The 22,810-nt window shown below is 72.6% G+C and carries 22 protein-coding genes; 11 read left to right on the forward strand and 11 right to left on the reverse strand.

What is annotated here, in order from left to right:
• Position 1: 1 nt before the first annotated feature.
• Complete coding sequence (locus tag OHA99_RS13570; protein WP_405695914.1) at positions 2 to 604, reverse strand: TetR family transcriptional regulator C-terminal domain-containing protein; 603 nt, start codon at positions 602 to 604, stop codon at positions 2 to 4.
• A 90-nt stretch (positions 605 to 694) separates the two neighbouring features.
• Between OHA99_RS13570 and OHA99_RS13575 the strand changes: the two genes are divergently transcribed.
• The gene (locus OHA99_RS13575) at positions 695 to 1,477 is read left to right on the forward strand and encodes an MBL fold metallo-hydrolase (RefSeq protein ID WP_366472618.1); all 783 of its coding nucleotides are present in this window, start codon (positions 695 to 697) and stop codon (positions 1,475 to 1,477) included.
• 79 nt (positions 1,478 to 1,556) lie between these two features.
• On the opposite strand, the gene OHA99_RS13580 is transcribed toward OHA99_RS13575, so the two are convergent.
• On the reverse strand, positions 1,557 to 2,804 hold the full coding sequence (locus OHA99_RS13580; RefSeq protein ID WP_153178228.1) for an Ig-like domain-containing protein: 1,248 nt from the start codon (positions 2,802 to 2,804) through the stop codon (positions 1,557 to 1,559).
• Between the two features lie 230 nt (positions 2,805 to 3,034).
• Entirely contained in the window at positions 3,035 to 3,388 is a 354-nt protein-coding gene (locus OHA99_RS13585) for a hypothetical protein (protein ID WP_007444289.1), read from the reverse strand.
• A 109-nt stretch (positions 3,389 to 3,497) separates the two neighbouring features.
• Between OHA99_RS13585 and OHA99_RS13590 the strand changes: the two genes are divergently transcribed.
• Positions 3,498 to 3,839, forward strand: coding sequence for a hypothetical protein (locus OHA99_RS13590; protein ID WP_194279945.1), 342 nt, complete (start codon positions 3,498 to 3,500; stop codon positions 3,837 to 3,839).
• Positions 3,840 to 3,999: 160 nt separating this feature from the next.
• On the opposite strand, the gene hutH is transcribed toward OHA99_RS13590, so the two are convergent.
• From hutH to OHA99_RS13605, 3 genes are all read right to left on the reverse strand, one after another.
• Positions 4,000 to 5,538 (reverse strand): histidine ammonia-lyase, encoded by a 1,539-nt coding sequence (hutH, locus tag OHA99_RS13595; RefSeq protein WP_405698942.1) that lies wholly within the window; start codon positions 5,536 to 5,538, stop codon positions 4,000 to 4,002.
• A gap of 103 nt (positions 5,539 to 5,641) precedes the next feature.
• Positions 5,642 to 6,790, reverse strand: a complete 1,149-nt coding sequence (locus tag OHA99_RS13600) for a sensor domain-containing diguanylate cyclase (RefSeq protein ID WP_164383451.1) — start codon at positions 6,788 to 6,790, stop codon at positions 5,642 to 5,644.
• Between the two features lie 82 nt (positions 6,791 to 6,872).
• Positions 6,873 to 7,673, reverse strand: coding sequence for an enoyl-CoA hydratase/isomerase family protein (locus OHA99_RS13605; protein WP_282881027.1), 801 nt, complete (start codon positions 7,671 to 7,673; stop codon positions 6,873 to 6,875).
• 213 nt (positions 7,674 to 7,886) lie between these two features.
• Here OHA99_RS13605 and OHA99_RS13610 point away from each other — a divergent pair, with 213 nt between their 5' ends.
• The gene (locus OHA99_RS13610; protein ID WP_405695919.1) at positions 7,887 to 8,696 is read left to right on the forward strand and encodes a hypothetical protein; all 810 of its coding nucleotides are present in this window, start codon (positions 7,887 to 7,889) and stop codon (positions 8,694 to 8,696) included.
• A 59-nt stretch (positions 8,697 to 8,755) separates the two neighbouring features.
• On the opposite strand, the gene OHA99_RS13615 is transcribed toward OHA99_RS13610, so the two are convergent.
• Positions 8,756 to 9,901, reverse strand: a complete 1,146-nt coding sequence (locus tag OHA99_RS13615) for an adenylate/guanylate cyclase domain-containing protein (protein ID WP_007444195.1) — start codon at positions 9,899 to 9,901, stop codon at positions 8,756 to 8,758.
• Positions 9,902 to 10,016: 115 nt separating this feature from the next.
• Positions 10,017 to 10,931, reverse strand: coding sequence for a biotin--[acetyl-CoA-carboxylase] ligase (locus OHA99_RS13620; protein ID WP_405695920.1), 915 nt, complete (start codon positions 10,929 to 10,931; stop codon positions 10,017 to 10,019).
• Between the two features lie 110 nt (positions 10,932 to 11,041).
• Between OHA99_RS13620 and OHA99_RS13625 the strand changes: the two genes are divergently transcribed.
• The 4 genes from OHA99_RS13625 to OHA99_RS13640 all read left to right on the forward strand — a co-directional run bounded on the left by OHA99_RS13625 (position 11,042) and on the right by OHA99_RS13640 (position 13,751).
• Positions 11,042 to 12,634, forward strand: a complete 1,593-nt coding sequence (locus OHA99_RS13625) for an acyl-CoA carboxylase subunit beta (RefSeq protein WP_153178232.1) — start codon at positions 11,042 to 11,044, stop codon at positions 12,632 to 12,634.
• A gap of 10 nt (positions 12,635 to 12,644) precedes the next feature.
• On the forward strand, positions 12,645 to 12,854 hold the full coding sequence (locus tag OHA99_RS13630) for an acyl-CoA carboxylase subunit epsilon (RefSeq protein ID WP_345962582.1): 210 nt from the start codon (positions 12,645 to 12,647) through the stop codon (positions 12,852 to 12,854).
• Positions 12,855 to 12,965: 111 nt separating this feature from the next.
• Positions 12,966 to 13,094 carry a morphogenic membrane protein MmpB gene (gene mmpB / locus OHA99_RS13635; RefSeq protein ID WP_042825042.1) on the forward strand — a complete coding sequence of 43 codons (129 nt, stop codon included), beginning with the start codon at positions 12,966 to 12,968 and terminating at the stop codon, positions 13,092 to 13,094.
• Between the two features lie 33 nt (positions 13,095 to 13,127).
• A complete protein-coding gene (locus OHA99_RS13640) occupies positions 13,128 to 13,751 on the forward strand; it encodes a nucleoside triphosphate pyrophosphatase (protein WP_087789730.1) in 624 nt (207 codons plus the stop codon).
• Here OHA99_RS13640 and OHA99_RS13645 read toward each other — a convergent pair.
• Positions 13,720 to 14,211, reverse strand: a complete 492-nt coding sequence (locus tag OHA99_RS13645) for a hypothetical protein (protein WP_153178234.1) — start codon at positions 14,209 to 14,211, stop codon at positions 13,720 to 13,722. The two genes, OHA99_RS13640 and OHA99_RS13645, sit on opposite strands and share 32 nt — an antisense overlap.
• A gap of 374 nt (positions 14,212 to 14,585) precedes the next feature.
• Here OHA99_RS13645 and OHA99_RS13650 point away from each other — a divergent pair, with 374 nt between their 5' ends.
• Positions 14,586 to 16,358, forward strand: coding sequence for a biotin carboxylase N-terminal domain-containing protein (locus OHA99_RS13650; protein ID WP_153178235.1), 1,773 nt, complete (start codon positions 14,586 to 14,588; stop codon positions 16,356 to 16,358).
• A gap of 104 nt (positions 16,359 to 16,462) precedes the next feature.
• Here the strand turns inward: OHA99_RS13650 and OHA99_RS13655 are convergent, their stop codons facing one another.
• On the reverse strand, positions 16,463 to 17,449 hold the full coding sequence (locus OHA99_RS13655; protein WP_153178236.1) for a DeoR/GlpR family DNA-binding transcription regulator: 987 nt from the start codon (positions 17,447 to 17,449) through the stop codon (positions 16,463 to 16,465).
• Positions 17,450 to 17,628: 179 nt separating this feature from the next.
• Positions 17,629 to 19,077, reverse strand: a complete 1,449-nt coding sequence (locus tag OHA99_RS13660; protein ID WP_164383458.1) for an NAD(P)H-quinone dehydrogenase — start codon at positions 19,075 to 19,077, stop codon at positions 17,629 to 17,631.
• 72 nt (positions 19,078 to 19,149) lie between these two features.
• Between OHA99_RS13660 and OHA99_RS13665 the strand changes: the two genes are divergently transcribed.
• From OHA99_RS13665 to OHA99_RS13675, 3 genes are all read left to right on the forward strand, one after another.
• Positions 19,150 to 19,587 carry a gamma-glutamylcyclotransferase gene (locus tag OHA99_RS13665; RefSeq protein ID WP_007444183.1) on the forward strand — a complete coding sequence of 146 codons (438 nt, stop codon included), beginning with the start codon at positions 19,150 to 19,152 and terminating at the stop codon, positions 19,585 to 19,587.
• 93 nt (positions 19,588 to 19,680) lie between these two features.
• Positions 19,681 to 20,505, forward strand: a complete 825-nt coding sequence (locus tag OHA99_RS13670; RefSeq protein ID WP_153178237.1) for a purine-nucleoside phosphorylase — start codon at positions 19,681 to 19,683, stop codon at positions 20,503 to 20,505.
• 617 nt (positions 20,506 to 21,122) lie between these two features.
• Positions 21,123 to 22,790, forward strand: a complete 1,668-nt coding sequence (locus tag OHA99_RS13675) for a phospho-sugar mutase (protein ID WP_405695926.1) — start codon at positions 21,123 to 21,125, stop codon at positions 22,788 to 22,790.
• Positions 22,791 to 22,810: the final 20 nt, after the last annotated feature.

Consider the following 22,810-nt stretch of genomic DNA (forward strand, 5'->3'; position numbering starts at 1 on the left):
GTCAGGACTGGTCCAGGGCCCGTTCGATCGCGCGGCGGGCCCGGTCCGCGGCCGTGCGGTCGTGCTGGAGCTGCATGGCCGCGTTGAGCGCCAGCCCGGCCGCGACGATCTCGAACAGCGCCTGGTCGACGTCGAAGTCCGCGGGCAGCTCGCCGTTGTCCGCCGCCGTGGTCAGGTCCGCCCGCAGCTGCTCCCGCCAGCGCGACCACACCTCGGCCACGGCGTCGCGGACCCGGCCGGGCCGGCCGTCGTACTCGCTGAGTGCCGCGGTCATCAGGCAGCCGCCGGGCAGCAGGGGTTCTTCCAGGTAGCCCACGGAGTTGGCGCAGACCGCGCGCAGTCGCCGCAGACCCGGCGGCTCGCCGAGTACCGGCTCGACCACCCGGTGCCAGAAGTCCACGAACGCCTTGTCCAGCGTGGAGATCTGCAGCGTCTCCTTGGTGCCGAAGTGCTTGTGCACCCCGGACTTGCTCATCTCCAGCTCCTCGGCGAGCCGGCCGATGGTGATGCCGTCCAGCCCTTCCTCGGAGGCGATCTCGGCGGCACGGCCGAGGATCCGGCCCCTGGTGGCCTGCGCTTCGGCCGCTGAGCGACGTGGTGACATGGGACGACTATAGCGTACGGGCGTTCGCTATTGATTTAGCGAACGCCCGTACGCTAGCGTCCGGAGCTCCACCGACCGAAGGAGTGCGGGATGCGGGTGCGACGACTGGGCTGGGCCGGACTGGAGATCGAGGCGGGCGGCGAGCGACTGCTGATCGACTACGTGCGGGACCTCTCACCGCTGTTCACGGGGTGGAAGCCCGGCGAGAACGTGGCGGTGCCGGGCGGGAGGGCGTCCGCCGCGCTCGTCACCCACCTGCACCGGGACCACACCGACGCGTCCGCCCTCGCGGACGTGCTGACGCCGGGGGCGCCGGTGCTGCGACCGGCGCCCGGTCACGGCGACGACGTGGACAACGTGACGACGCTGCTGGCCGAGCGCGAGCTGGTCCGGCACCGGCTGGCCGTCGAGGTCGTGGACGTCTGGTCCACGCGCGACCTGGGGCCGTTCCGCGTCACGGCGGTCCCCGCCGTGGACGGGCTGGGTGACCCGCAGCTGAACTGGGTGGTGGAGGCCGACGGGCGGCGGATCTTCCACGGCGGCGACACGATGTTCCACGGCTTCTGGTGGCTCGTCGCCCGCCGCTTCAGCCCGTTCGACGCGGTGTTCCTGCCCGCCAACGGCGCCGTGGTCGACGCACCGCACCTGCGGCCCCCGAGCCCGGTGCCCGCCGCGCTGGACCCGAGGCAGGCCGCCGCGGTGGCGGAGATCCTCGACGCCCGGTTCGCGGTGCCGATCCACTACGAGCCGGAGCAGCCGGACAAGATCGCGGGCTACGTCGAGGTGGCCGACCCGGAGGCCGAGTTCCGCGCGCACGCCGGGCGGCGCGCGCACGTACTGACCGTCGGGGAGTGGCTCGACCTGGCCACGTGACCGGACATGAGACAGCGCCCGCCGCCCCGGTGCGGGGCGACGGGCGCTGTGCGGCTCGGAGAGCGGGGGGCCGGGGCCGTCAGACCGCCGAACCCGCCTTCCACTGGGCCCAGTCCATGTTCCAGCCGTTGAGGCCGTTGTCCGGGGCGATGGTCTTGTCGCCGGTGTTCTGGACGACGACCACGTCACCGATGATCGAGTTGTTGTAGAACCAGGCGCCCGGCGTGTTCGGGTCGTCGGCGCCCTTGGCGTCGGCCAGGCCCACGCAGCCGTGGCTGGTGTTGGCGTTGCCGAAGATGCCCTTGCCCCAGTAGTTGCCGTGGATGAAGGTGCCGGAGGTGCTCAGGCGCATGGCGTGCGGCACGTCCTTGATGTCGTACTCGCCCTTGCCGTCGTCGTCGGTGAAGCCGACGGTCGAGCCGTCCATCCGGGTCTCCTTGAACTTCTCGGAGATCACCATCTGGCCTTCGTAGGTCTTGTTGTCCGGGGAGCCGGCCGAGATCGGGATGGTCTTGACGGTCTTGCCGTCCTGCGTGACCTTCATCTGCTTGGTCTTCGCGTCGACGTAGGAGACCTGGTTGCGGCCGATCTTGAAGGTGACCGACTTCTGCTGGACGCCGTAGACGCCGTCGGCGCCCTCGACCCCGTCGAGCGCCAGCTTGAGGGTGACGGTCGAGCCCTCCTGCCAGTAGTCCTGGGGGCGGCAGTCCATGCGCTGGGTGGAGAACCAGTGGCAGGCGACCTCCTGGCCGCTGCTGCTGTTGACCGTGATGCCCTTCTGCACGGCGGCCTTGTCGGTGATCTCCTTGTCGAAGTTGATCGACACGGGCATTCCGACGCCGACGGTCTTGCCGTCGTCCGGGGTGAAGGTCCCGATGAAGCTGTTCTGGGGGGAGACCGTGGTGAACGAGGTGTTCTCGTGGGCGGCGCGGCCCTCGGAGTCCTGCGCGGTCGCCGAGATCGCGTACTTGGTGGCGCGCTCCAGCTGACCGCTGGGCTTCCAGCTGGTCTTGTCGGCGGATATCTCGCCCTTGACCTCGGTGCCGTCCGAGGCGGTCATCTTCACCTCGGTGAGCGTGCCCTTGCTCACGGTGACGCCGGCGGAGTTGTTGATGGAGGCGTTGTCCGAGCCGCCCTTGGGCGTGATCTTGATCTGGGCCTCGGACGTCTTCTTCGCCGCCGCCTCGTCGACCTCGGCCTGCGAGGTCTTGCCGTCCCCACCCCCGGAGGTGTCGGCGTCGCTACTGGAACATGCCGAGAGCACCAGCACACCGCCGAGCAGTGCGGACGCGGCCGCCAGGCCCTTGCGCCGCTTACCGTCCGTCATCACACGCTTCTCCATCGTTGCCGATTCCCGAAACCCCGAGATACCCCGTCAATAACTTTCAACGCTACGACCGGTTCGTCCCGTTCCACATCGCTCACGGGTGTGGCCCATACCACGTTTGCCACGGAGGGCGCGGGCGGTGCGGGCAGGTGTCGGTCAGTGCGCACCGTGAGACGACGAAACCCCGGACGGCGGTTGCCGTCCGGGGTCAGGAATTTCCCCACACCGCGTCAGCCGACCGTCATTTCATCGTCTTCCGGGTCGTTCTCGTCGCCATCATCCTCGTCGAGGTCCCACTCGGACGAGTCGGGGTCGTAGTCGATCTGCTCACTGCTCCAGGAGGCCTGCCGGAGTTCGACCCCGGGCACCGCGCCGACCAGGTCGAACGGGTCCACCAGGTGGGCCAGGGCCTCGGCGGTGTCCTCCGTCACAGCGCGCTCGGAGTCGGCCCGTTCCGCGTCGGACAGGTCGGTGTCGTCGGCGAGGGCCTGGAGTGCGGCCCCGGTGACGGCCTCGTCGTCGTCGATCTCGAGAACCAGCTCGACGCGAACCCGTACAAACCGTGATGTCTCTGGAGTGCTCATGCCCGGAGCGTAAGGCCGACCCCTCCCGTGACTTTCCTGTGACCCGCGCCTTTCACTAACATCTGCCCACACGGCCAATTCGCCAGCGCCACAAGGGGATCGATATTCCGTGTCATCCGCTCGCCGTTCCTTGCTGACCGCCACCGCCGCGGGCGGCCTGCTGTGTGCCCTGTGGTTCGTCCCGTCGGCCAACGCGACCCCCGAGACACCGGTGCTCGAGTCCGCGGCCTCGACGCCGTCTCCGCAGGTCACGGCCCAGGCGAGAGCCGCATCCGCGGACACCTCCGCCGATACCTCCACGGACACGGCGGCGACCGGCGAGGGCACGACCCGGCTGGCCGACACCGGCAGCTTCGACAGCACGCCGTACGTCGTCGGCGGCGCCCTCTGCCTCGGCCTCGGCGCGGGCTTCGTGGGCTACTCGGTCCGCCGGGAACGCCTCGACTTTTGACCGAACTTGACGTTCTTTTGGCTTTCTTGACCGTACCCGGGCCGTCCGGGGCCGTCCCGTGCCGTACGAGGTCGCCGTTGACCGTCCGGAGCGTCCAGGAGCAGCGCGAGGGGCCCCGGCGTCGTCCCGCCGGGGCCCCTCAGGGACACGTCACCGTCCGCTAGCGCAGCGGCCCCGTGACCGTCTCCGCCGCCGCGACCAGGTGGCCGGCGCGCACGAACGCGTCCACCGCGGCGAGGTCGGGCGCCAGGAAGCGGTCCGGTCCCGGACCCTCGACACCGGCCGCCCGTACGGCGTCGATGACGGCCTGCGAGGCCGGGGCGGGGGTGAGTCCCTCGCGGAGCTGGATCGCGCGCGTGGCGGCGTACAGCTCGACGGCGATCACGCGCGTGAGGTTGTCGACGGCCGTGCGCAGCTTGCGCGCCGCCGACCAGCCCATCGACACGTGGTCCTCCTGCATGGCGGAGGAGGGGATGGAGTCGGCGGAGGCCGGTACGGCGAGCCGCTTCAACTCGCTGACCAGGGCCGCCTGCGTGTACTGGGCGATCATCAGGCCGGAGTCGACGCCCGCGTCGTCGGCGAGGAACGGCGGCAGGCCGTGGCTGCGGTTCTTGTCCAGCAGCCGGTCGGTGCGCCGCTCGGCGATGGAGCCGAGGTCGGCGACGGCGACGGCGAGGAAGTCCAGGACGTAGGCGACCGGGGCGCCGTGGAAGTTGCCGTTGGACTCCACCCGGCCGTCGGGCAGGACGACCGGGTTGTCCACGGCCGCGGCCAGCTCGCGCTCGGCGACGAGGCCTGCGTGGGCCATGGTGTCGCGTCCGGCGCCCGCGACCTGCGGGGCGCAGCGCACCGAGTAGGCGTCCTGGACGCGGGGCGCGTCGTCCTGGTGGTGCCCGGTCAGGCCCGAGCCCTTGAGCACGGCGGCCATGTTGGCGGCGCTGGCGGCCTGCCCGGGGTGCGGGCGGATGGCGTGCAGCTCGGGAGCGAGCACCTTGTCGGTGCCGAGCAGGGCCTCCATGGTCAGCGCGGCGGTGATGTCGGCCGACTTGTAGAGGGTGTCGAGGTCGGCGAGGGCCATGACCAGCATGCCGAGCATGCCGTCGGTGCCGTTGAGGAGGGCGAGGCCCTCCTTCTCGCGCAGCTCGACCGGGGTGATCCCGTGCGCGGCGAGCAGCTCACCGGCCGGCCGTACGGTGCCGTCGGGGCCCTCGGCGTCGCCCTCGCCCATGAGGGTGAGCGCGCAGTGCGACAGCGGGGCGAGGTCGCCGGAGCAGCCGAGGGAGCCGTACTCGTGCACGACCGGGGTGATCCCGGCGTTGAGCACGTCGGCCATGGTCTGGGCGACCTCCGGGCGGACGCCGGTGTGTCCGGAGCAGACGGTCTTCAGCCGCAGGAACATCAGCGCGCGGACCACCTCGCGCTCGACGCGCGGGCCCATCCCGGCGGCGTGCGAGCGGACGATGTTGCGCTGGAGCTGCGCGCGCAGGTCGGGGCTGATGTGCCGGGTCGCCAGGGCGCCGAAACCGGTGCTCACGCCGTACACGGGGTCCGGCTTGGCGGCCAGCGCGTCCACGATGCCGCGGGCCGCGGCCAGGGCGGCGACCGCGTCGCCGGAGAGCTCGATCCGGGCGCCGCCGCGCGCCACGGCGAGGACGTCGGACGCGGTGACCCCGGCCGTCCCCACCACCACAGTGTGCATATCCATATTCAGGAGCGTACGCAGTGAATTCGATGATGTCACGAGGGGATGCGTCACGGATGCGCGCGGGCTGCGCCCCTTACCGCTCCCGCGCGTCACTGCGTCACGGCGAGTGCCGCCCCCGGAACCGCCTGCGCTCCCCGTCCTCCTCCCGGGAGGGCTCGTCCGCGAGCCGTACGACGGGGTCGTCGGGCCCCTCGCGTCCCGCGACGACCGGCCCGGACGCCCGCTCGGCCTTGGCGCGGTACTGGGCGGCGTCGGCCAGCCGGAACAGCCGGCGGGCGGACCGGACCGGCCCGACCGGGTCCTCCGTGGACGCGACCCCGCAGGCCACGCCGTCGCCCAGCTCCAGCTCGGCCGCCCGGCGGCACAGTTCCTCGGCCGCCTTGACCACCGCGTCGGCGGCCGGCCCGACCGCGAGCAGGCAGAACTCGTCCCCTCCGAGCCGCGCGGCGAGCGCCCCCGGCAGCATCGCGCCGCACAGCGACAGCACCGACCCGAACCGCTCCAGGAGCCGGTCCCCGACGGCGTGGCCGTGCGTGTCGTTCACCCGCTTGAGGCCGTTCAGGTCGCAGACGACGAGGCTGACGACGACGCCCTCCTCGCGGTGCCGCTCGACGGCCTCGTCCAGCGCGGAGTCGACGGCGCGGCGGTTGGCCAGCCCGGTGAGCGCGTCGGTGTACGCGAGCCGCCGGACCTCCTCGAGCCGCTCGGTCTGCGCGATCCCGGCGGCGACGACGGAGGCCAGGACGGTGGCGAAGTCGGCGTCGCCCCGCTCGAAGACCCGCTCCCCCACCGGCCGGGCCACGTACAGCTCGCCCCACGCCCGGCCGTGCAGCACGATCGGCGCGACCACGCAGCAGCCGCGGCCCCGGCGGCGCAGGGCGGCGACGCGCTGGTGGACGTACCCGGGGCGCCCGGCGGCGGGCCCCTCGGCCGTCTCGACCCAGGCGTCGGGCTCACCGCCGCCGGCCCAGCGCTCGTGCAGGAACTCGGTGATCTCCGCGAACTGGTGCACCGGGTAGGACTCGTTCTCCGGGAACTCCTCCTCGTCCTCGGCCCGCCGGCCGACGTTCACGAGCACCCGGAGCCGGCCCAGCTCCCGCTCCCACACCGACAGCGCGGCGAAGCTGCCGCCCAGCGCCAGGCATCCGCCGACGGCCGCCGCCCGCCACGCCTCACGCGCGCTCTGCGCGGCGGCCATCCCCTGCGCAAGCGCCACCACGGCCGCGAGCCGCCTGTCGTCACCCATCACTCCAGGCTAGGGAGATTCACGAAGAAACGTTACTCAAACGGGGCGAACCGGGCGATTGCCTCCGACCCGTGCGCTCGGCTCACTCCCCCGGCCACCGCGGCGCCCGCTTCTCGTTGAACGCCGCCACGCCCTCCGCCCGGTCCCCCGAGAACGCCACCGACCGCCACGCCGCGTCCTCGACCTCGAGGCCCGCCCGCAGGTCGAGACCGTGCCCGAGGCGCAGGGCCCGCTTGGCCGCGCGCAGGCCCACCGGCGAGTTGGCGGCCATCCGGGAGGCCAGCTCCAGCGCGTCCTCCCGGTCCCGCCCCTCCTCCACCAGCTGGTCCACGAGCCCCAGCTCGCGCGCCTCCCCGGCCGCCACCCGCCGCGCCGTGAACACCAGCTCGGCCGCTCGCGCCGCCCCCACCCGGCGCGGCAGCAGCTGCGTACCGCCGCCGCCCGGGATCACGCCCACCGACACCTCCGGCAGCCCCACCACGGCCGTGGGGTCGGCCACGATCACGTCGCAGGACAGCGCCAGCTCGAACCCGCCGCCCAGCGCGAACCCGTGCACGGCCGCGACCGTCGGCTGCGGCAGCTCGAGCACCGCCGTGTACGCCCCCCGCGTCACCGGCCGCTGGCGCAGCAGATCGGCGTCGGAGAAGGAGTTGCGCTCCTTCAGGTCCGCCCCGACGCAGAACGCCCGCTCGTGGGTCGAGGTCAGCACCACCACCCGTACGCCCCGGTCCTCGCCCAGTGCCGCGCAGGCCGCGCTCAGGGACTGGGCCATGGCGGTCGAGACGGCGTTCATGGCCTTCGGCCTGTCGAGCGCGAGCTCCGCGACATGCCCGTCCCCGTGCCGCCGCACCAGGACGAACTCTCCGAACCGCTCCTCGCTCATGACACCCTCCGGTTAACGCGTGTTAACAAGTCGACCGCTCGATCATCGCAGGCGGGCCCGCGCGGGGGAAGACCGGACGCGCCCGCCCCGCACGCCGGCCGCCGCCCACCCGTTCGAGTGACATACGGCCGACCGCCCCACTCCGGCCGACGGCAGACCGTAGCCTCGCTCCGCCACGGCGCAGCGGGGGCGCGTGCGCACCGGGGAGGGACCATGACGACGACCGGCACACGGACGGCCGGCAGGCCGACCATCGGCACGACCACGGATACGACCGGAAGGCCGACCGCCGAAACGACCGCCGACACGACTGCCGAGACGACTGCCGGCACGACCGCCGAAACCGCCGGCCCGCGCACCGTCGCGGTGCCGGAGCCGCGCAACGCGTGGTTCCGGCGCGGCCGGCACCGCAGGCCCCGCCCCCGCAAGGTACTGCTGGTCGCCGGCGGCCTCGCCCTGGCTGCCGGCGCCCTGAGCCTCGTGCGCCTGCTGCCCGAGCCCGGCGGTGCCGCGACCGGCGGCCACGGCGCCGAGGCGGCGCCGCACGTGGACGGCGGAGGCCGGGACACGGCCGCGGACGAGTGGGCGCCGGCGTCCACCACCGCGGGCACCGGCGGCGGACCGCCCGGGGCGAGCCCTTCGGCGACGTCCGCCATGGGCGGCCTGAGCGGCTCCCCCGGGCCGGGCCTCATACCCGGCGCCCTGCCGGGCCCGTCCGCGAGCGGTGCACCGGTCCCGCTCCCCACCGCCACGACCGCGCCGGGCGGCCAGGACGCCACCGACGGGGCCGGGCAGGGGCAGACGCGGGAGGGGGAGAGCGGAGGAGGACGCGAGGACGGCGCCGACGACCGGGGCCGTACCCCGGCGCCGGGCACTCCGCGGCCGTCCCGGCCCGAGTCCCCGACCACGCCGACGCCGCCGGCGCGCAGCACGCCACCGCCGTCCGCTCCGGCACCGGAACCCGACGACCCGGGCCTGTGCGTGCCGGTCATCGGTCTCTGCGTCGACCTGCTCGGCGGCTGAACGACGGCCTCTCCGGGCCCACGGCTCCCCGGCCGTCCCCGCCCACGACGCTCCTGCGCCTACGACTCCCCGCCGGCGTGGCCCCTGCGCGTGAGCAGCCACGGTTCGACCACGCCGAGACCTCGTACCGGGCGCTGCCACATCGGCTGGAGCGCGAAGCGGTACACGGGCGGTTCCTCGCCCTCCTTCTCCGCGGCGGCCGCTTCCTCGGCGGCCGCCGCCTCCGAGGCGGGGGCGTCCCCGGTGCGGATCAGTTCCTGTGCGAAGGCGGAGTCGACGAGGACGGCGTCCTTGGGGGCTATCGAGGTGAGCCGGGAGGCCAGGTTGACGGTGGTGCCGAAGACGTCGCCCATCCGGGTGGTGACGGTGCCGAAGGCGATGCCGACGCGCAGTTCCGGCATGGTCTCGTCGTGGGCCATCGTCTCGACGAGGAGCAGCGCGATCTCGGCGGCCGTACCGGCGTCGTCGGCGGCGTAGAGCACCTCGTCGCCGAGGGTCTTGACCAGCCGCCCGCCGCGCGCGGCCACCAGGTCGGCGGAGGTCGTCTCGAAGGCCTCGACCAGCTCGCCGAGTTCCTCCTCCTCCATCCGCCGGGTCAGCCGCGTGAATCCGACCAGGTCCGCGAAGCCGACCGCGAGCCGCCGGTCCACCATCTCCTCGTCGTCCCCGGCCTGGATGACCCGGCCCGCCGAGGCGGCGAGCTGGCGCCGCCAGACGTAGACGAGGAACTCCTGAAGCTCGGGAAGGAGCAGTTCGACGATGGGATACGTCACCTCGGTGCGCGTCATCCCGGGCTCGGGGGGCTCGGTCAGGCCCTCGAGGAAGGAGTCGATCTGCCACTCGGCCAACCGGGCGGTGGTCTGCCCCGTGGACCGGGCGACCTGGACGGCCATCGCCTCGCTGAGCAGCCCCGCCTCCACCAGACCGGCCAGCCGCCGCAGGGCGAGGACGTCGGCCTCGGTGAGCGCCTTGGCCTGGCCGATGTCGGCGAAGCCCATGGCCCGCCAGAAGCGGGAGGCCAGCTCCATGGAGACGCCCGCGCTGCGGGCGGCCTGGAAGGGGGTGTAGCGGCGCTCGGCGCCCAGGATGAGCCCTTCGAGGCGCAGCGCGAGCGGGTCCTCGCCGGGGTCGGCGGCGTCCGGGGCCGGCTCGGGGTCCACCCGGCCGTCCCCGTCCGCGCCGGAACCGGTGTCGTCGACGGTCACGCCTGTTGCCTTTCCGATCTGCCGCGGTCAGGTTCGACCGGCCCCAACTTTACGTCAGGTGTGCCCCAGCTCACTCCCGTGCGTCCCGTACTCCGAGGGTGCCCCGGGGCCGCGCTCACGCCAACCGCAGGTGCACGATGTCGCCCGCTCCCACCGGCTCCTGCACCCCCGCCTCGGTGGCGAGGACCAGCCGCCCGTCGCCGTCCACGGCCACCGCCTCCCCCACGAGCGACCGGTCACCGGGAAGCTCCGCCCGCACCATCCGCCCGAGCGTCGCGCAGCCCGCCGCGTACGTCTCCTGAAGCCCGCTGGCCGCCGGGTCGCCCCCGGCCTCGCGCCAGCGCCCGTACCAGTCCTCCAGCGACCGCAGCACCCCGCGCAGCAGCGGGTCGCGGTCGGTGTTCGCGGCCCCGGCCAGCGCCAGCGAACCGGCCCGCGGGACCGGCAGCTCGTCGGCGCGCAGCGAGACGTTGATGCCGACGCCGATGACGACGCCGTCGTTCCCGGCCCGCTCGGCGAGGATGCCGCCGGCCTTGCGCTCCTCGTCGCCGACGGTCACCAGCAGGTCGTTGGGCCACTTCAGGGCGGTGTCGACGCCCGCGACGCGGGACAGCCCGGTCGCCACGGCGACGCCGGTCAGCAGCGGCAGCCAGCCCCAGCGGGTCACCGGGACCTCGGCGGGGCGCAGCAGGACGGAGAAGAAGAGCCCGGAGCGGGCCGGCGCCGTCCACTGCCGGTCCAGGCGCCCCCGCGCGGCGCTCTGCTCCTCGGCGACGAGGACCACGCCCTCCGCCAGGTCCCCCTCGGCGGCCCGGGCGACGAGGTCGGAGTTGGTGGACCCGGTGCGCTGCACGACGTCGACCCGCCGCCACAGTCCTCCCTCCCGTACCAGGCCCCGGCGCAGGGCCGTGCTGCTGAGCGGGGACCGGTCCAGGTCGGACCACCGGCTGCGCGGGGCGTCGTTCGCGGCGTCCTTCGGGGCGTCCTTCGGGGCGTCGTTCGGGGAGTCGGAGGAGTCACGGGGCGTCATGCAACCCACCCTAGGTGTGGGAAACACCGCACTGCCGATCGGAAGGGCCCCTACTACTCTACGAACGAGTAACCGTCCCCCCTTTTGAGCAGGCAGGGAGCCGCATCCCGATGTCCGAGCCGGAAGAGCAGCAGCCCGACATCCACACGACCGCGGGCAAGCTCGCGGATCTCAGGCGCCGTATCGAGGAGGCGACGCACGCCGGTTCCGCACGCGCCGTGGAGAAACAGCACGCCAAGGGCAAGCTGACGGCTCGTGAACGCATCGATCTCCTCCTCGACGAGGGTTCCTTCGTCGAGCTGGACGAGTTCGCCCGGCACCGCTCCACCAACTTCGGCCTCGACGCCAACCGCCCCTACGGCGACGGCGTCGTCACCGGTTACGGCACCGTCGACGGCCGCCCCGTCGCCGTCTTCTCCCAGGACTTCACCGTCTTCGGCGGCGCGCTGGGCGAGGTGTACGGCCAGAAGATCGTCAAGGTGATGGACTTCGCGCTGAAGACCGGCTGCCCGGTCGTCGGCATCAACGACTCCGGCGGCGCCCGCATCCAGGAGGGCGTGGCCTCGCTGGGCGCCTACGGCGAGATCTTCCGCCGCAACACCCACGCCTCGGGCGTGATCCCGCAGATCAGCCTGGTCGTCGGTCCGTGCGCGGGCGGCGCGGTCTACTCCCCCGCGATCACCGACTTCACGGTCATGGTCGACCAGACCAGCCACATGTTCATCACCGGGCCCGACGTCATCAAGACGGTCACCGGCGAGGACGTCGGCTTCGAGGAGCTGGGCGGCGCCCGCACCCACAACTCCACCTCGGGCGTGGCCCACCACATGGCCGGCGACGAGAAGGACGCCGTCGAGTACGTCAAGCAGCTGCTGTCGTACCTGCCGTCCAACAACCTCTCCGAGCCCCCGGCCTTCCCGGAGGAGGCGGACCTCGCGGTCACGGACGAGGACGCCGAGCTGGACACGATCGTCCCGGACTCGGCGAACCAGCCCTACGACATGCACAGCGTCATCGAGCACGTCCTGGACGACGCCGAGTTCTTCGAGACCCAGCCCCTCTTCGCGCCGAACATCCTCACCGGTTTCGGCCGGGTCGAGGGCCGCCCGGTCGGCATCGTCGCCAACCAGCCGATGCAGTTCGCCGGGTGCCTGGACATCACCGCCTCCGAGAAGGCGGCCCGCTTCGTGCGCACCTGCGACGCCTTCAACGTCCCCGTCCTCACCTTCGTGGACGTCCCCGGCTTCCTGCCGGGCGTGGACCAGGAGCACGACGGCATCATCCGCCGCGGCGCCAAGCTGATCTTCGCCTACGCCGAGGCCACGGTGCCGCTCATCACGGTCATCACCCGCAAGGCCTTCGGCGGCGCCTACGACGTCATGGGCTCCAAGCACCTGGGGGCCGACCTCAACCTGGCCTGGCCCACCGCCCAGATCGCCGTCATGGGCGCCCAGGGCGCGGTCAACATCCTGCACCGCCGCACCATCGCCGAGGCCGGTGACGACGCCGAGGCCACCCGCGCCCGCCTGATCCAGGAGTACGAGGACGCCCTCCTCAACCCGTACACGGCGGCCGAGCGCGGCTACGTCGACGCGGTGATCATGCCGTCCGACACCCGCCGCCACATCGTCCGCGGCCTGCGCCAGCTGCGCACCAAGCGCGAGAACCTGCCCCCGAAGAAGCACGGCAACATCCCCCTGTAAGGAGCCCGCTGTGACCATCAAGGTCGTCCGGGGCAACCCCACCCCGGAAGAACTGGCCGCCGCCCTGACGGTGGTCAGGGCCCGCGCGGCGACGGCGGCCGCCGAGCCGCCCCCCACCGACCGCCCGCGCGACGCCTGGTCCGACCCGTCCCGCCTCGCAACCCACCGCCTGCCCCACCCCGGCCCGACGGCATGGGGCCGCACCTACTGGCCGACCTGAGCCTGGTCGTCCCAGGGGCGCGGGGAACCGCGCACAGACCTGCAACCCCGCGCCCCAATTTAAGTACCCGTACTCAAGTCACCCCCATCGGCCAAGCCCCACGCTAGTGACATGCTGTGGTCCGACCCCGAGAACGAGCCGCCCAAGGAACTGCGCGACATGCAGGACATGCTGCGGCGGCTGAGCGTCTTCCTGGCGCTGGCCATGGTCCTCGCGATGATCGTCCTCGGCCTGGGCTGAGCCGCCTCCGCCCCCGGTGGCTAATGTGACCCCATGACTGCTGCTCAGCCCCGCCGCCGACTCGTCCTCGCCTCCCAGTCCCCGGCCCGGCTCGGCCTGCTGCGCCAGGCCGGACTGGCCCCCGAGGTTCTCGTGAGCGGTGTCGACGAGGAGGCCGTCACCGCCCCCACCCCCGCCGAGCTGGCGCTCGCCCTGGCCGAGGCCAAGGCGTCCGTGGTGGCCGCGAAGCCCGAGGTGCACGGCGCCCTGGTGATCGGCTGCGACTCGGTGCTCGACCTGGACGGCCAGGCGCTCGGCAAGCCGGCGGACGCCGAGGAGGCCACCGCCCGCTGGAAGGCGATGCGCGGCCGGGCGGGCACGCTCCAGACCGGCCACTGCGTCTGGGACACCGCCTCCGGCCGCCACGTCTCGGCGACCGCGTCCACCGTCGTCCGTTTCGGCGAGCCGACCGACGACGAGATCGCCGCCTACGTGGCTTCCGGGGAACCCCTGTACGTCGCGGGCGCGTTCACCCTGGACGGCCGCTCGGCACCGTTCATCGACGGCATCGACGGCGACCACGGGAACGTCATCGGCCTCAGCCTGCCCCTGCTGCGGCGTCTCCTCGCCGAGCTCGGCACCGGCATCACGGAGTTGTGGGCGCCGGCGGAGGGCTGACCGGGGAGCCGTCGTCTCCCTTGCCGCCGTTGCCGCCCTCGGGCCGCGGCCCGGCGGCGGACTCCTCGCGGGCGTCGTACGTCATCAGCAGCAGCACGATGAGACCCAGTACGACGATCATGAAGACGAAGGCGCCGGGTCCCACCAGCCCCCAGGTGAAGGCGCCGAGCAGCCCGTGCACCACGGCGGCGCTGATCAGCAGGACCCGGCCGAGCCCCGCGGGCGCGCGGTCGCGCAGCGCCACGAGTAGGGCGACCAGGGCGCACAGCGCGAAGTACAGGCCGAAGACGACCCCGCCGATCTTCGAGGACACGGACATCATGTCCGGGTCGAGACCGGCCAGGGACATGTCCTGACGGTCGACGACGATCGCCAGGAACCAGTTCAGCGCCGCGACGCCGACCGCCTCCGCGAAGAGCACGACCGCCACGGTCCACGCCACCGGCCTGCGCACTGACACCGGTCCCCACCCACCTTCGACGGCTGCCGCACAGGACAGCTGTTACCTCAAGTACGTTCGAGACCCGAGGAACGCTACTAACGGGTAAACCTCGCCACAAGGGTTCCGGCACGAGCAAAGAATCATTGGGCCATTAGTAGGGACTCCACAAAGAAACGGAGTGGCCCGCAGCACGCCCTTACAGAGACCTTGACCACACGGGCGGGCTAGGGTTTCCCCCAGGAGTCCTGCGCAGCGCGGTACTACAAGGGCTTTCGCGGGTCGAGCGAGCCTCGAATCACGCTCCGTGTGGGCAAGCTCACCATTGGGGACGGGTCGTAGTGCCGTGTCGGCAGTCCCTAAACTCGGCTTGTTTCAAGGAGGGAGCCTCAATCGTGCGCAAGGTGCTCATCGCCAACCGTGGCGAAATCGCTGTCCGCGTGGCCCGGGCCTGCCGGGACGCCGGGATCGCGAGCGTGGCCGTCTACGCGGACCCGGACCGGGACGCATTGCATGTCCGCGCCGCTGATGAGGCGTTCGCCCTGGGTGGTGACACCCCCGCGACCAGCTATCTGGACATCGAGAAGGTCCTCAAAGCCGCGCGTGAGTCGGGCGCGGACGCCATCCACCCCGGCTACGGATTCCTCTCGGAGAACGCCGAGTTCGCGCAGGCGGTCCTGGACGCCGGTCTGATCTGGATCGGTCCGCCCCCGCACGCCATCCGCGACCTGGGCGACAAGGTCGCCGCCCGCCACATCGCCCAGCGTGCCGGCGCCCCCCTGGTCGCCGGCACCCCGGACCCCGTATCCGGCGCGGACGAGGTCGTCGCCTTCGCGAAGGAGCACGGCCTGCCCATCGCGATCAAGGCCGCCTTCGGCGGCGGCGGCCGCGGCCTCAAGGTCGCCCGCACCCTCGACGAGGTCCCCGAGCTGTACGAGTCCGCGGTCCGCGAGGCCGTGGCCGCGTTCGGACGCGGCGAGTGCTTCGTCGAGCGCTACCTCGACAAGCCCCGCCACGTGGAGACCCAGTGCCTGGCCGACACCCACGGCAACGTGGTCGTCGTCTCCACCCGGGACTGCTCCCTCCAGCGCCGCCACCAGAAGCTCGTCGAGGAGGCCCCCGCCCCGTTCCTCTCCGACGCCCAGCTGGCCGAGCTGTACGCCTCCTCCAAGGCGATCCTCAAGGAAGCCGGCTACGTCGGCGCCGGCACGGTCGAGTTCCTCGTCGGCATGGACGGCACGATCTCCTTCCTCGAGGTCAACACCCGCCTCCAGGTCGAGCACCCGGTCACCGAGGAAGTCGCCGGCATCGACCTGGTCCGCGAGATGTTCCGCATCGCCGACGGTGAGGAACTGGGCTACGACGACCCCGCCCTGCGCGGCCACTCCTTCGAGTTCCGCATCAACGGCGAGGACCCCGGCCGCGGCTTCCTGCCCGCCCCCGGCACCGTCACCCTCTTCGACGCACCCACCGGCCCCGGTGTCCGCCTGGACGCCGGTGTCGAGTCCGGCAGCGTCATCGGCCCGGCCTGGGACTCCCTGCTGGCCAAGCTGATCGTCACCGGCCGCACCCGCAAGGAAGCACTGGAGCGCGCCGCCCGCGCCCTGGACGAGTTCACCGTCGAGGGCATGGCCACCGCGATCCCCTTCCACCGCGCGGTCGTCCGGGACGCGGCCTTCGCCCCCGAGCTCACCGGCTCCGCCGACCCGTTCACGGTCCACACCCGCTGGATCGAGACGGAGTTCGTCAACGAGATCAAGCCCTTCACTGCGCCCGCCGACACCGAGGCGGACGAGGAGTCCGGCCGGGAGACCGTCGTCGTCGAGGTCGGCGGCAAGCGCCTGGAGGTCTCCCTGCCCTCCAGCCTGGGCATGTCACTGGCCCGCACCGGCCTGGCGGCCGGCGCCCGCCCCAAGCGCCGCGCGGCCAAGAAGTCCGGCCCCGCCGCCTCCGGCGACACCCTCGCCTCCCCCATGCAGGGCACCATCGTGAAGATCGCCGTGGAAGAGGGCCAGGAAGTCCAGGAGGGCGACCTCGTCGTCGTCCTGGAAGCCATGAAGATGGAACAGCCGATCAACGCCCACAAGTCCGGCACCATCAAGGGCCTGGGCTCGGACATCGGCGCCTCCATCACCTCCGGCGCCGCCATCTGCGAGATCAAGGACTGAGCGACACCCGCACCACGACAGGGGCGCCCGGCGGACCGATCACCGGTCCACCGGGCGCCCCTGTCGCTGCCGGCGGACGGGGACCGCCGGACGCGGGGCCCGTCCTACCGGCGGCGCATGTCGGCGACGCGCGCCCGTTCCGTCCCGCCGTTCTGCTCGCTCAGGGCGGCGGCCGACCGCAGCCCCGCCGCCGCGCCCGGAACCTGTCGGCGTGGCCCCGGAAGCGGCACGTCCCGGCGCTGCTGACGCGCCACGGATTCAGCCCCCGAGGCCCCCGATGGCCCGCCGCCGTTCGCCGCACCACCCCCCGACGCCCCGGCCACGGCGATCTGCACGCCCTGGTCGGCCAGGGCCTGGAGCTCGGTGGCGGCGCGGTCGTCGTGGGCCGGCGACTCGTCGGTGACCAGACGGGTGATGACATCGGTGGGCACGGTCTGGAACATGGTGTCCGTGCCCAGCTTGGAGTGGTCGGCGAGGACGACGACCTCGGCGGCGGCCTGGACCAGCGCCCGGTCGACGGACGCCGACAGCATGTTGGACGTGGACAGTCCCCGCTCGGCGGTCAGCCCGCTCCCGGACAGGAATGCCTTGGAGACCCGCAGCCCCTGGAGGGACTGCTCGGCCCCGGACCCCACCAGGGCGTAGTTGGACCCCCGGAGCGTGCCGCCGGTCATCACGACCTCGACCCGGTTGGCATGGGCAAGGGCCTGGGCCACCAACAAGGAATTGGTGACGACGGTCAGCCCGGGCACCCGCGCGAGCCGGCGGGCCAGCTCCTGCGTCGTGGTACCCGCACCCACCACGATGGCCTCGCCCTCTTCGACGAGGCCCGCGGCGAGATCGGCGATGGCCGTCTTCTCGGCGGTCGCGAGATGGGACTTCTGCGGAAAGCCGGACTCTCGCGTGAACCCGCCCGGCAGTACCGCACCGCCGTGCCGGCGGTCGAGGAGTCCTTCTGCCTCCAGTGCGCGCACGTCCCGCCGTACGGTCACTTCGGAGGTCTGGACGACGCGGGCGAGCTCACGGAGCGACACGGCCCCGTTCGCTCGCACCATTTCGAGGATCAATTGGCGACGTTCTGCAGCGAACACGAAACTGACAGTAACCCCAACGACCGTCTGCTTTCAGCAGTATGCGCCGAATAACAGAAGTTGTTCGCATGCCACCACGGGAAGTGGTATACGGACCTACTCCGGCCGCCTATGCCACTCGCAAGCGCCGCGACTCCCCGTGACCAGCGGGGAGTCGTTTCCGGCCGCAGGCCACCGGACTACTGCTCCCCACCGGCCTTCCGGGTGTGCAACTGCCGAGCCACCTCCGCGATCGACCCCGACAGCGAGGGGTAGACGGTGAAGGCGTTGGCGATCTGTTCGACCGTCAGGTTGTTGTCGACGGCGATCGAGATCGGATGGATGAGCTCGGAGGCACGCGGCGCCACGACCACACCGCCGACCACGATCTCGGTACCGGGCCGGCAGAAGATCTTGACGAAGCCGTCCCGGATGCCCTGCATCTTGGCGCGGGGGTTGCGCAGCAGCGGCAGCTTCACCACCCGGGCGTCGATCTTGCCCCCGTCGACGTCGGCCTGCGAATAGCCGACGGTGGCGATCTCGGGGTCGGTGAAGACGTTGGCGGACACGGTCTTGAGGTTCAGCGGAGTCACGGCGTCGCCCAGGAAGTGGTACATGGCGATCCGCCCCTGCATCGCCGCCACCGAGGCGAGCGCGAAGACGCCGGTGACGTCACCGGCGGCGTACACGCCGGGAGCCGAGGTGCGCGAGACCCGGTCGGTCTTGATGTGCCCGGAGTCCTTGAGCCGGACTCCCGCCTCCTCCAGCCCCATCCCCTCCGTGTTGGGAATGGCACCGACGGCCATCAGACAGTGCGACCCGGTGATGACCCGCCCGTCGGACAGCGTCACCTCCACCCGGTCCCCCACCCGCTTGGCGGACTGGGCCCGCGACCGCGACATGACGTTCATCCCACGCCGCCGGAACACGTCTTCCAGAACAGCCGCCGCATCCGGGTCCTCGCCCGGCAGCACCCGGTCCCGCGACGACACCAGCGTGACCCGCGACCCGAGCGCCTGATAGGCCCCGGCGAACTCGGCACCGGTCACACCGGACCCGACCACGATCAGCTCTTCGGGCAGCTCCTCCAGGTCGTAGACCTGGGTCCAGTTCAGGATCCGCTCCCCGTCGGGCCGCGCGTCCGGCAGCTCGCGCGGATGCCCGCCCGTGGCGATGAGCACCGCGTCGGCGGTCAGCGTCTCCTCGCTCCCGTCGGCGGCCCGCACCACGACCTTGCGGGACCCGTCGAGCCCCTGCATGCCCTCCAGCCGCCCGCGCCCCCGCATCACCCGCGCACCCGCACGGGTCACGGAGGCGGTGATGTCGTGCGACTGCGCCAGCGCGAGCCGCTTCACCCGCCGGTTGACCTTGCCCAGGTCGACGCCCACCACCCGGGCGGCCTGCTCCATGGGCGGGGTGTCGTCGGCGACGATGATCCCCAATTCCTCGTAGGAGGAATCGAAGGTGGTCATCACCTCAGCCGTGGCGATGAGGGTCTTGGACGGCACGCAGTCGGTCAGCACCGACGCCCCGCCCAGACCGTCGCAGTCGACGACGGTCACCTCCGCGCCGAGCTGAGCGGCCACCAGCGCCGCTTCGTATCCGCCGGGTCCGCCGCCAATGATCACGATCCGAGTCACGTACTCCATTGTCCCGCACCCTTCAACGACCGGCCGCCCGGGGCCACCACCGTTACCAGAACGGCGCGTACCCTTCCCCTCATGTCGCTCTACGCCGCCTACGCCGGCAACCTCGACGCGCGGCTGATGACCCGCCGCGCCCCCCACTCGCCGCTGCGCGCCACCGGCTGGCTGAACGGGTGGCGGCTGACCTTCGGGGGCGAGCACATGGGCTGGGAGGGCGCCCTGGCGACCCTCGTCGAGGACCCGATCTCCCAGGTCTTCGTCTCCCTCTACGACATCGCCCCGATGGACGAGGACTCCCTCGACCGCTGGGAGGGCGTGGGCCTGGACATCTACCGCCGCACCCGCGTCCGCGCCCACACCCTCGACGGCGAGGAGGGTGCCTGGACCTACGTCCTGAACGCCTACGAGGGCGGCCTGCCCTCCGCCCGGTACCTGGGCGAGGTCGCGGACGCCGCCGAATCGGCCGGCGCCCCCCACGACTACGTGATGGAGCTCCGCAAACGCCCCTGCTGAGCACCTCCCCGTCAAAACCTCCAACCCAAAAACCCCCATCCCGTGACCTCCACCATCTACGCGCGTAGCCATAAACCGGCTACCCTCTTCGGCGTGAACGCATCTCTTCTTCCGGACGACATCCAGGGCGACCCGTACGCCGCCGCCGACGCCGCCGCGGCCCGCCTGCGCGAACTCACCGGCGCCGAGACCCACGACGTCGCCCTGGTGATGGGCTCCGGCTGGGCACCGGCCGTGGACGCCCTGGGCGCCCCCGAGACCGATCTCCAGGTCACCGACCTCCCGGGCTTCCCCAAGCCCGCGGTGGAGGGCCACGGCGGCAAGGTCCGCTCGTACACCCTCGGCGACAAGCGCGCACTGGTCTTCCTGGGCCGCACCCACTACTACGAGGGCCACGGCGTGGCCGCCGTCTCCCACGGCGTCCGCACCGCGGTGGCGGCCGGCGCCAAGACGATCATCCTCACCAACGGCTGCGGCGGCCTGCGCGAGGGCATGCGCCCCGGCCAGCCGGTCCTGATCAGCGACCACATCAATCTCACCGCCACCTCCCCGATCGTCGGCGCCAACTTCGTCGACCTCACCGACCTGTACTCCCCGCGCCTGCGCGCGCTGTGCAAGGAGGTCGACGCCACGCTGGAGGAGGGCGTCTACGCGCAGTTCCCCGGCCCGCACTACGAGACCCCGGCCGAGATCCGCATGGCCCGCGTGATCGGCGCCGACCTGGTGGGCATGTCCACGGTCCTCGAGGCGATCGCGGCCCGCGAGGCCGGCGCGGAGGTGCTGGGCATCTCCCTGGTCACCAACCTCGCCGCGGGCATGACGGGCGAGCCCCTCAACCACGAGGAGGTCCTCCAGGCGGGCCGCGACTCGGCGGCGCGCATGGGGACACTGCTGACGCAGGTACTGGGCCGGCTCTAGCGGACGCGGGGTGGGCCACGTGGCCCGGCGTTCCCTTCGCACCGGCGCGGATGTGAGCGCCGGGCGGGGAGCGCGGCCCGGCGTTCCACCCGGCACCCGGCGCGGGTACGGGCACGGGGTGGGGTCCGCGGCCCGGCGTCGCGGGGTGCCGCCGCGCCCACCCGTGCCGCCCCAGCGGCACGACTGCCCGCAGTTGCGGGGCGGCGTGGCGCTGCTCGCGGCGACGGCGGGCAGCCGCGGGCGCCGAGGCGGGCGTAGACGGCGCCGGCAGCCGCGTACGGCGGGAAGGGGCCGGGTCGGGGGGTGTCCGCCCGCAGCGGTTGGCGCGTCCGCGCCGGGAAGATCTGTGGCCGACCGATTCCGCGCCGTTCCGAGGACGGACACCCCCCGGCACTGCCCCGACCCACAACGCACCCCACGCGCCACGCGCACCCCCACAACCTGCACAGGCGCCGCAGGCATCACACCCGCACCCACACCACACCCGCACAGGCTCCCGCACCCACGCCACACTCGCGCAGGCCGCCGCAGGCACCCACGCCACACCCACCCACCGACACCGCACCGCACCGCACCGCACCGCACCGCACCGCACCGCACCCGAGAGGCTGACCGACGTGGCAGACGTGAACGACGACGACCTCCTCGCACGAGCCAAGGCATGGCTGACCGAGGACCCCGACGCGGACACCCGCGCGGAGCTCGCCCGCCTCATCGACGCCGGGAACCACGCCGAGCTCACCGCACGCTTCTCCGGCACCCTCCAGTTCGGCACCGCCGGCCTCCGCGGCGAACTGGGCGCCGGCCCGATGCGCATGAACCGCGCGGTCGTCATCCGTGCCGCCGCCGGCCTCGCCGCGTACCTGAAGAAGCAGGGGACCCCCCACGGGGACGGCACGGCCGGCCTGGTCGTCGTCGGCTACGACGCCCGCCACAAGTCCGAGGACTTCGCCCGCGACACCGCCGCCGTCATGACCGGCGCCGGCCTCAGGGCCGCCGTACTCCCCCGCCCCCTCCCCACCCCCGTCCTCGCCTTCGCGATCCGCCACCTGGGCGCCGTCGCCGGCGTGGAGGTCACCGCCAGCCACAACCCGCCCCGCGACAACGGCTACAAGGTGTACCTCGGCGACGGCTCCCAGATCGTGCCCCCCGCCGACGCCGAGATCGCCGCGGAGATCGACGCCGTACGCTCCCTGCACGACGTCCCCCGCCCCGAAACCGGCTGGCAGACCCTGGCCGACGACGTCCTCGACGCCTACCTCACCCGCACGGACGCGGTCCTCGCCGAGAACTCCCCCCGCACCGCCCGCACCGTCTACACCGCGATGCACGGCGTCGGCAAGGACAGCCTCCTCGCCGCCTTCGCCCGAGCCGGCTTCCCGCGCCCCGCCCTCGTCACCGAGCAGGCCGACCCCGACCCGGACTTCCCCACCGTCGCCTTCCCCAACCCGGAAGAGCCCGGCGCGATGGACCTCGCCTTCGCGAAGGCCCGGGAGACGAACCCCGACCTGGTCATCGCCAACGACCCGGACGCGGACCGCCTCGCCGTCGCCGTACCCGACCCCGCGGCCGCCGCGGGCTGGCGCATGCTCCGGGGCGACGAGGTGGGCGCCCTCCTCGCCACCCACCTGGTCACCCGCGGAGCGCAGGGCACGTTCGCGGAGTCGATCGTGTCGTCCTCCCTCCTCGGCCGCATCGCCGCGAAGGCGAACGTCCCCCACGTCGAGACCCTCACCGGCTTCAAGTGGATCGCCCGCGTGGAGAACATCCGCTACGGCTACGAGGAGGCCCTGGGCTACTGCGTCGACCCGGAGGGCGTCCGCGACAAGGACGGCATCACCGCGGCCCTCCTGATCACGGAACTGGCCTCGACCCTCAAGGAAGAGGGCCGCACCCTCCTCGACCTCCTCGACGACATCGCCGTGGAGCACGGCCTGCACGCCACGGACCAGCTCTCCGTCCGCGTGGAGGACCTCTCCCTCATCGCCGCCGCGATGCACCGCCTGCGCGAACAGCCCCCGACGAGCCTCGCGGGCCTGACCGTCACGAAGGCGGAGGACCTCACGCAGGGCACGGACACCCTCCCGCCCACCGACGGCCTGCGCTACACGCTCGACGGCGCGAGGGTGATCGTCCGCCCGAGCGGCACGGAGCCCAAGCTGAAGTGCTACCTGGAGGTGGTCGTCCCGGTCACCGCGCACGCCGGCCTCCCGGCGGCCCGCGCGACGGCGACGGACCTCTTGACGGCGCTCAAGCACGACCTGTCGACGGCAGCCGGCATCTGACGAACCCGGGGGCCCGCAAG

The sequence above is a fragment of the Streptomyces coelicoflavus genome, from assembly GCF_045041415.1.
Classification (GTDB): domain Bacteria; phylum Actinomycetota; class Actinomycetes; order Streptomycetales; family Streptomycetaceae; genus Streptomyces; species Streptomyces coelicoflavus.

Excerpts from the sequence above, each read along its gene's own strand:
- OHA99_RS13570 (WP_405695914.1), bottom strand. The coding sequence starts at position 604 with ATGTCACCACGTCGCTCAGCGGCCGAAGCGCAGGCCACCAGGGGCCGG.
- OHA99_RS13575 (WP_366472618.1), top strand. The coding sequence starts at position 695 with ATGCGGGTGCGACGACTGGGCTGGGCCGGACTGGAGATCGAGGCGGGC.
- OHA99_RS13580 (WP_153178228.1), bottom strand. The coding sequence starts at position 2,804 with ATGACGGACGGTAAGCGGCGCAAGGGCCTGGCGGCCGCGTCCGCACTG.
- OHA99_RS13585 (WP_007444289.1), bottom strand. The coding sequence starts at position 3,388 with ATGAGCACTCCAGAGACATCACGGTTTGTACGGGTTCGCGTCGAGCTG.
- hutH (WP_405698942.1), bottom strand. The coding sequence starts at position 5,538 with ATGCACACTGTGGTGGTGGGGACGGCCGGGGTCACCGCGTCCGACGTC.
- OHA99_RS13600 (WP_164383451.1), bottom strand. The coding sequence starts at position 6,790 with ATGGGTGACGACAGGCGGCTCGCGGCCGTGGTGGCGCTTGCGCAGGGG.
- OHA99_RS13605 (WP_282881027.1), bottom strand. The coding sequence starts at position 7,673 with ATGAGCGAGGAGCGGTTCGGAGAGTTCGTCCTGGTGCGGCGGCACGGG.
- OHA99_RS13610 (WP_405695919.1), top strand. The coding sequence starts at position 7,887 with ATGACGACGACCGGCACACGGACGGCCGGCAGGCCGACCATCGGCACG.
- OHA99_RS13620 (WP_405695920.1), bottom strand. The coding sequence starts at position 10,931 with ATGACGCCCCGTGACTCCTCCGACTCCCCGAACGACGCCCCGAAGGAC.
- OHA99_RS13625 (WP_153178232.1), top strand. The coding sequence starts at position 11,042 with ATGTCCGAGCCGGAAGAGCAGCAGCCCGACATCCACACGACCGCGGGC.
- mmpB (WP_042825042.1), top strand. The coding sequence starts at position 12,966 with ATGCTGTGGTCCGACCCCGAGAACGAGCCGCCCAAGGAACTGCGCGAC.
- OHA99_RS13640 (WP_087789730.1), top strand. The coding sequence starts at position 13,128 with ATGACTGCTGCTCAGCCCCGCCGCCGACTCGTCCTCGCCTCCCAGTCC.
- OHA99_RS13660 (WP_164383458.1), bottom strand. The coding sequence starts at position 19,077 with ATGGAGTACGTGACTCGGATCGTGATCATTGGCGGCGGACCCGGCGGA.
- OHA99_RS13665 (WP_007444183.1), top strand. The coding sequence starts at position 19,150 with ATGTCGCTCTACGCCGCCTACGCCGGCAACCTCGACGCGCGGCTGATG.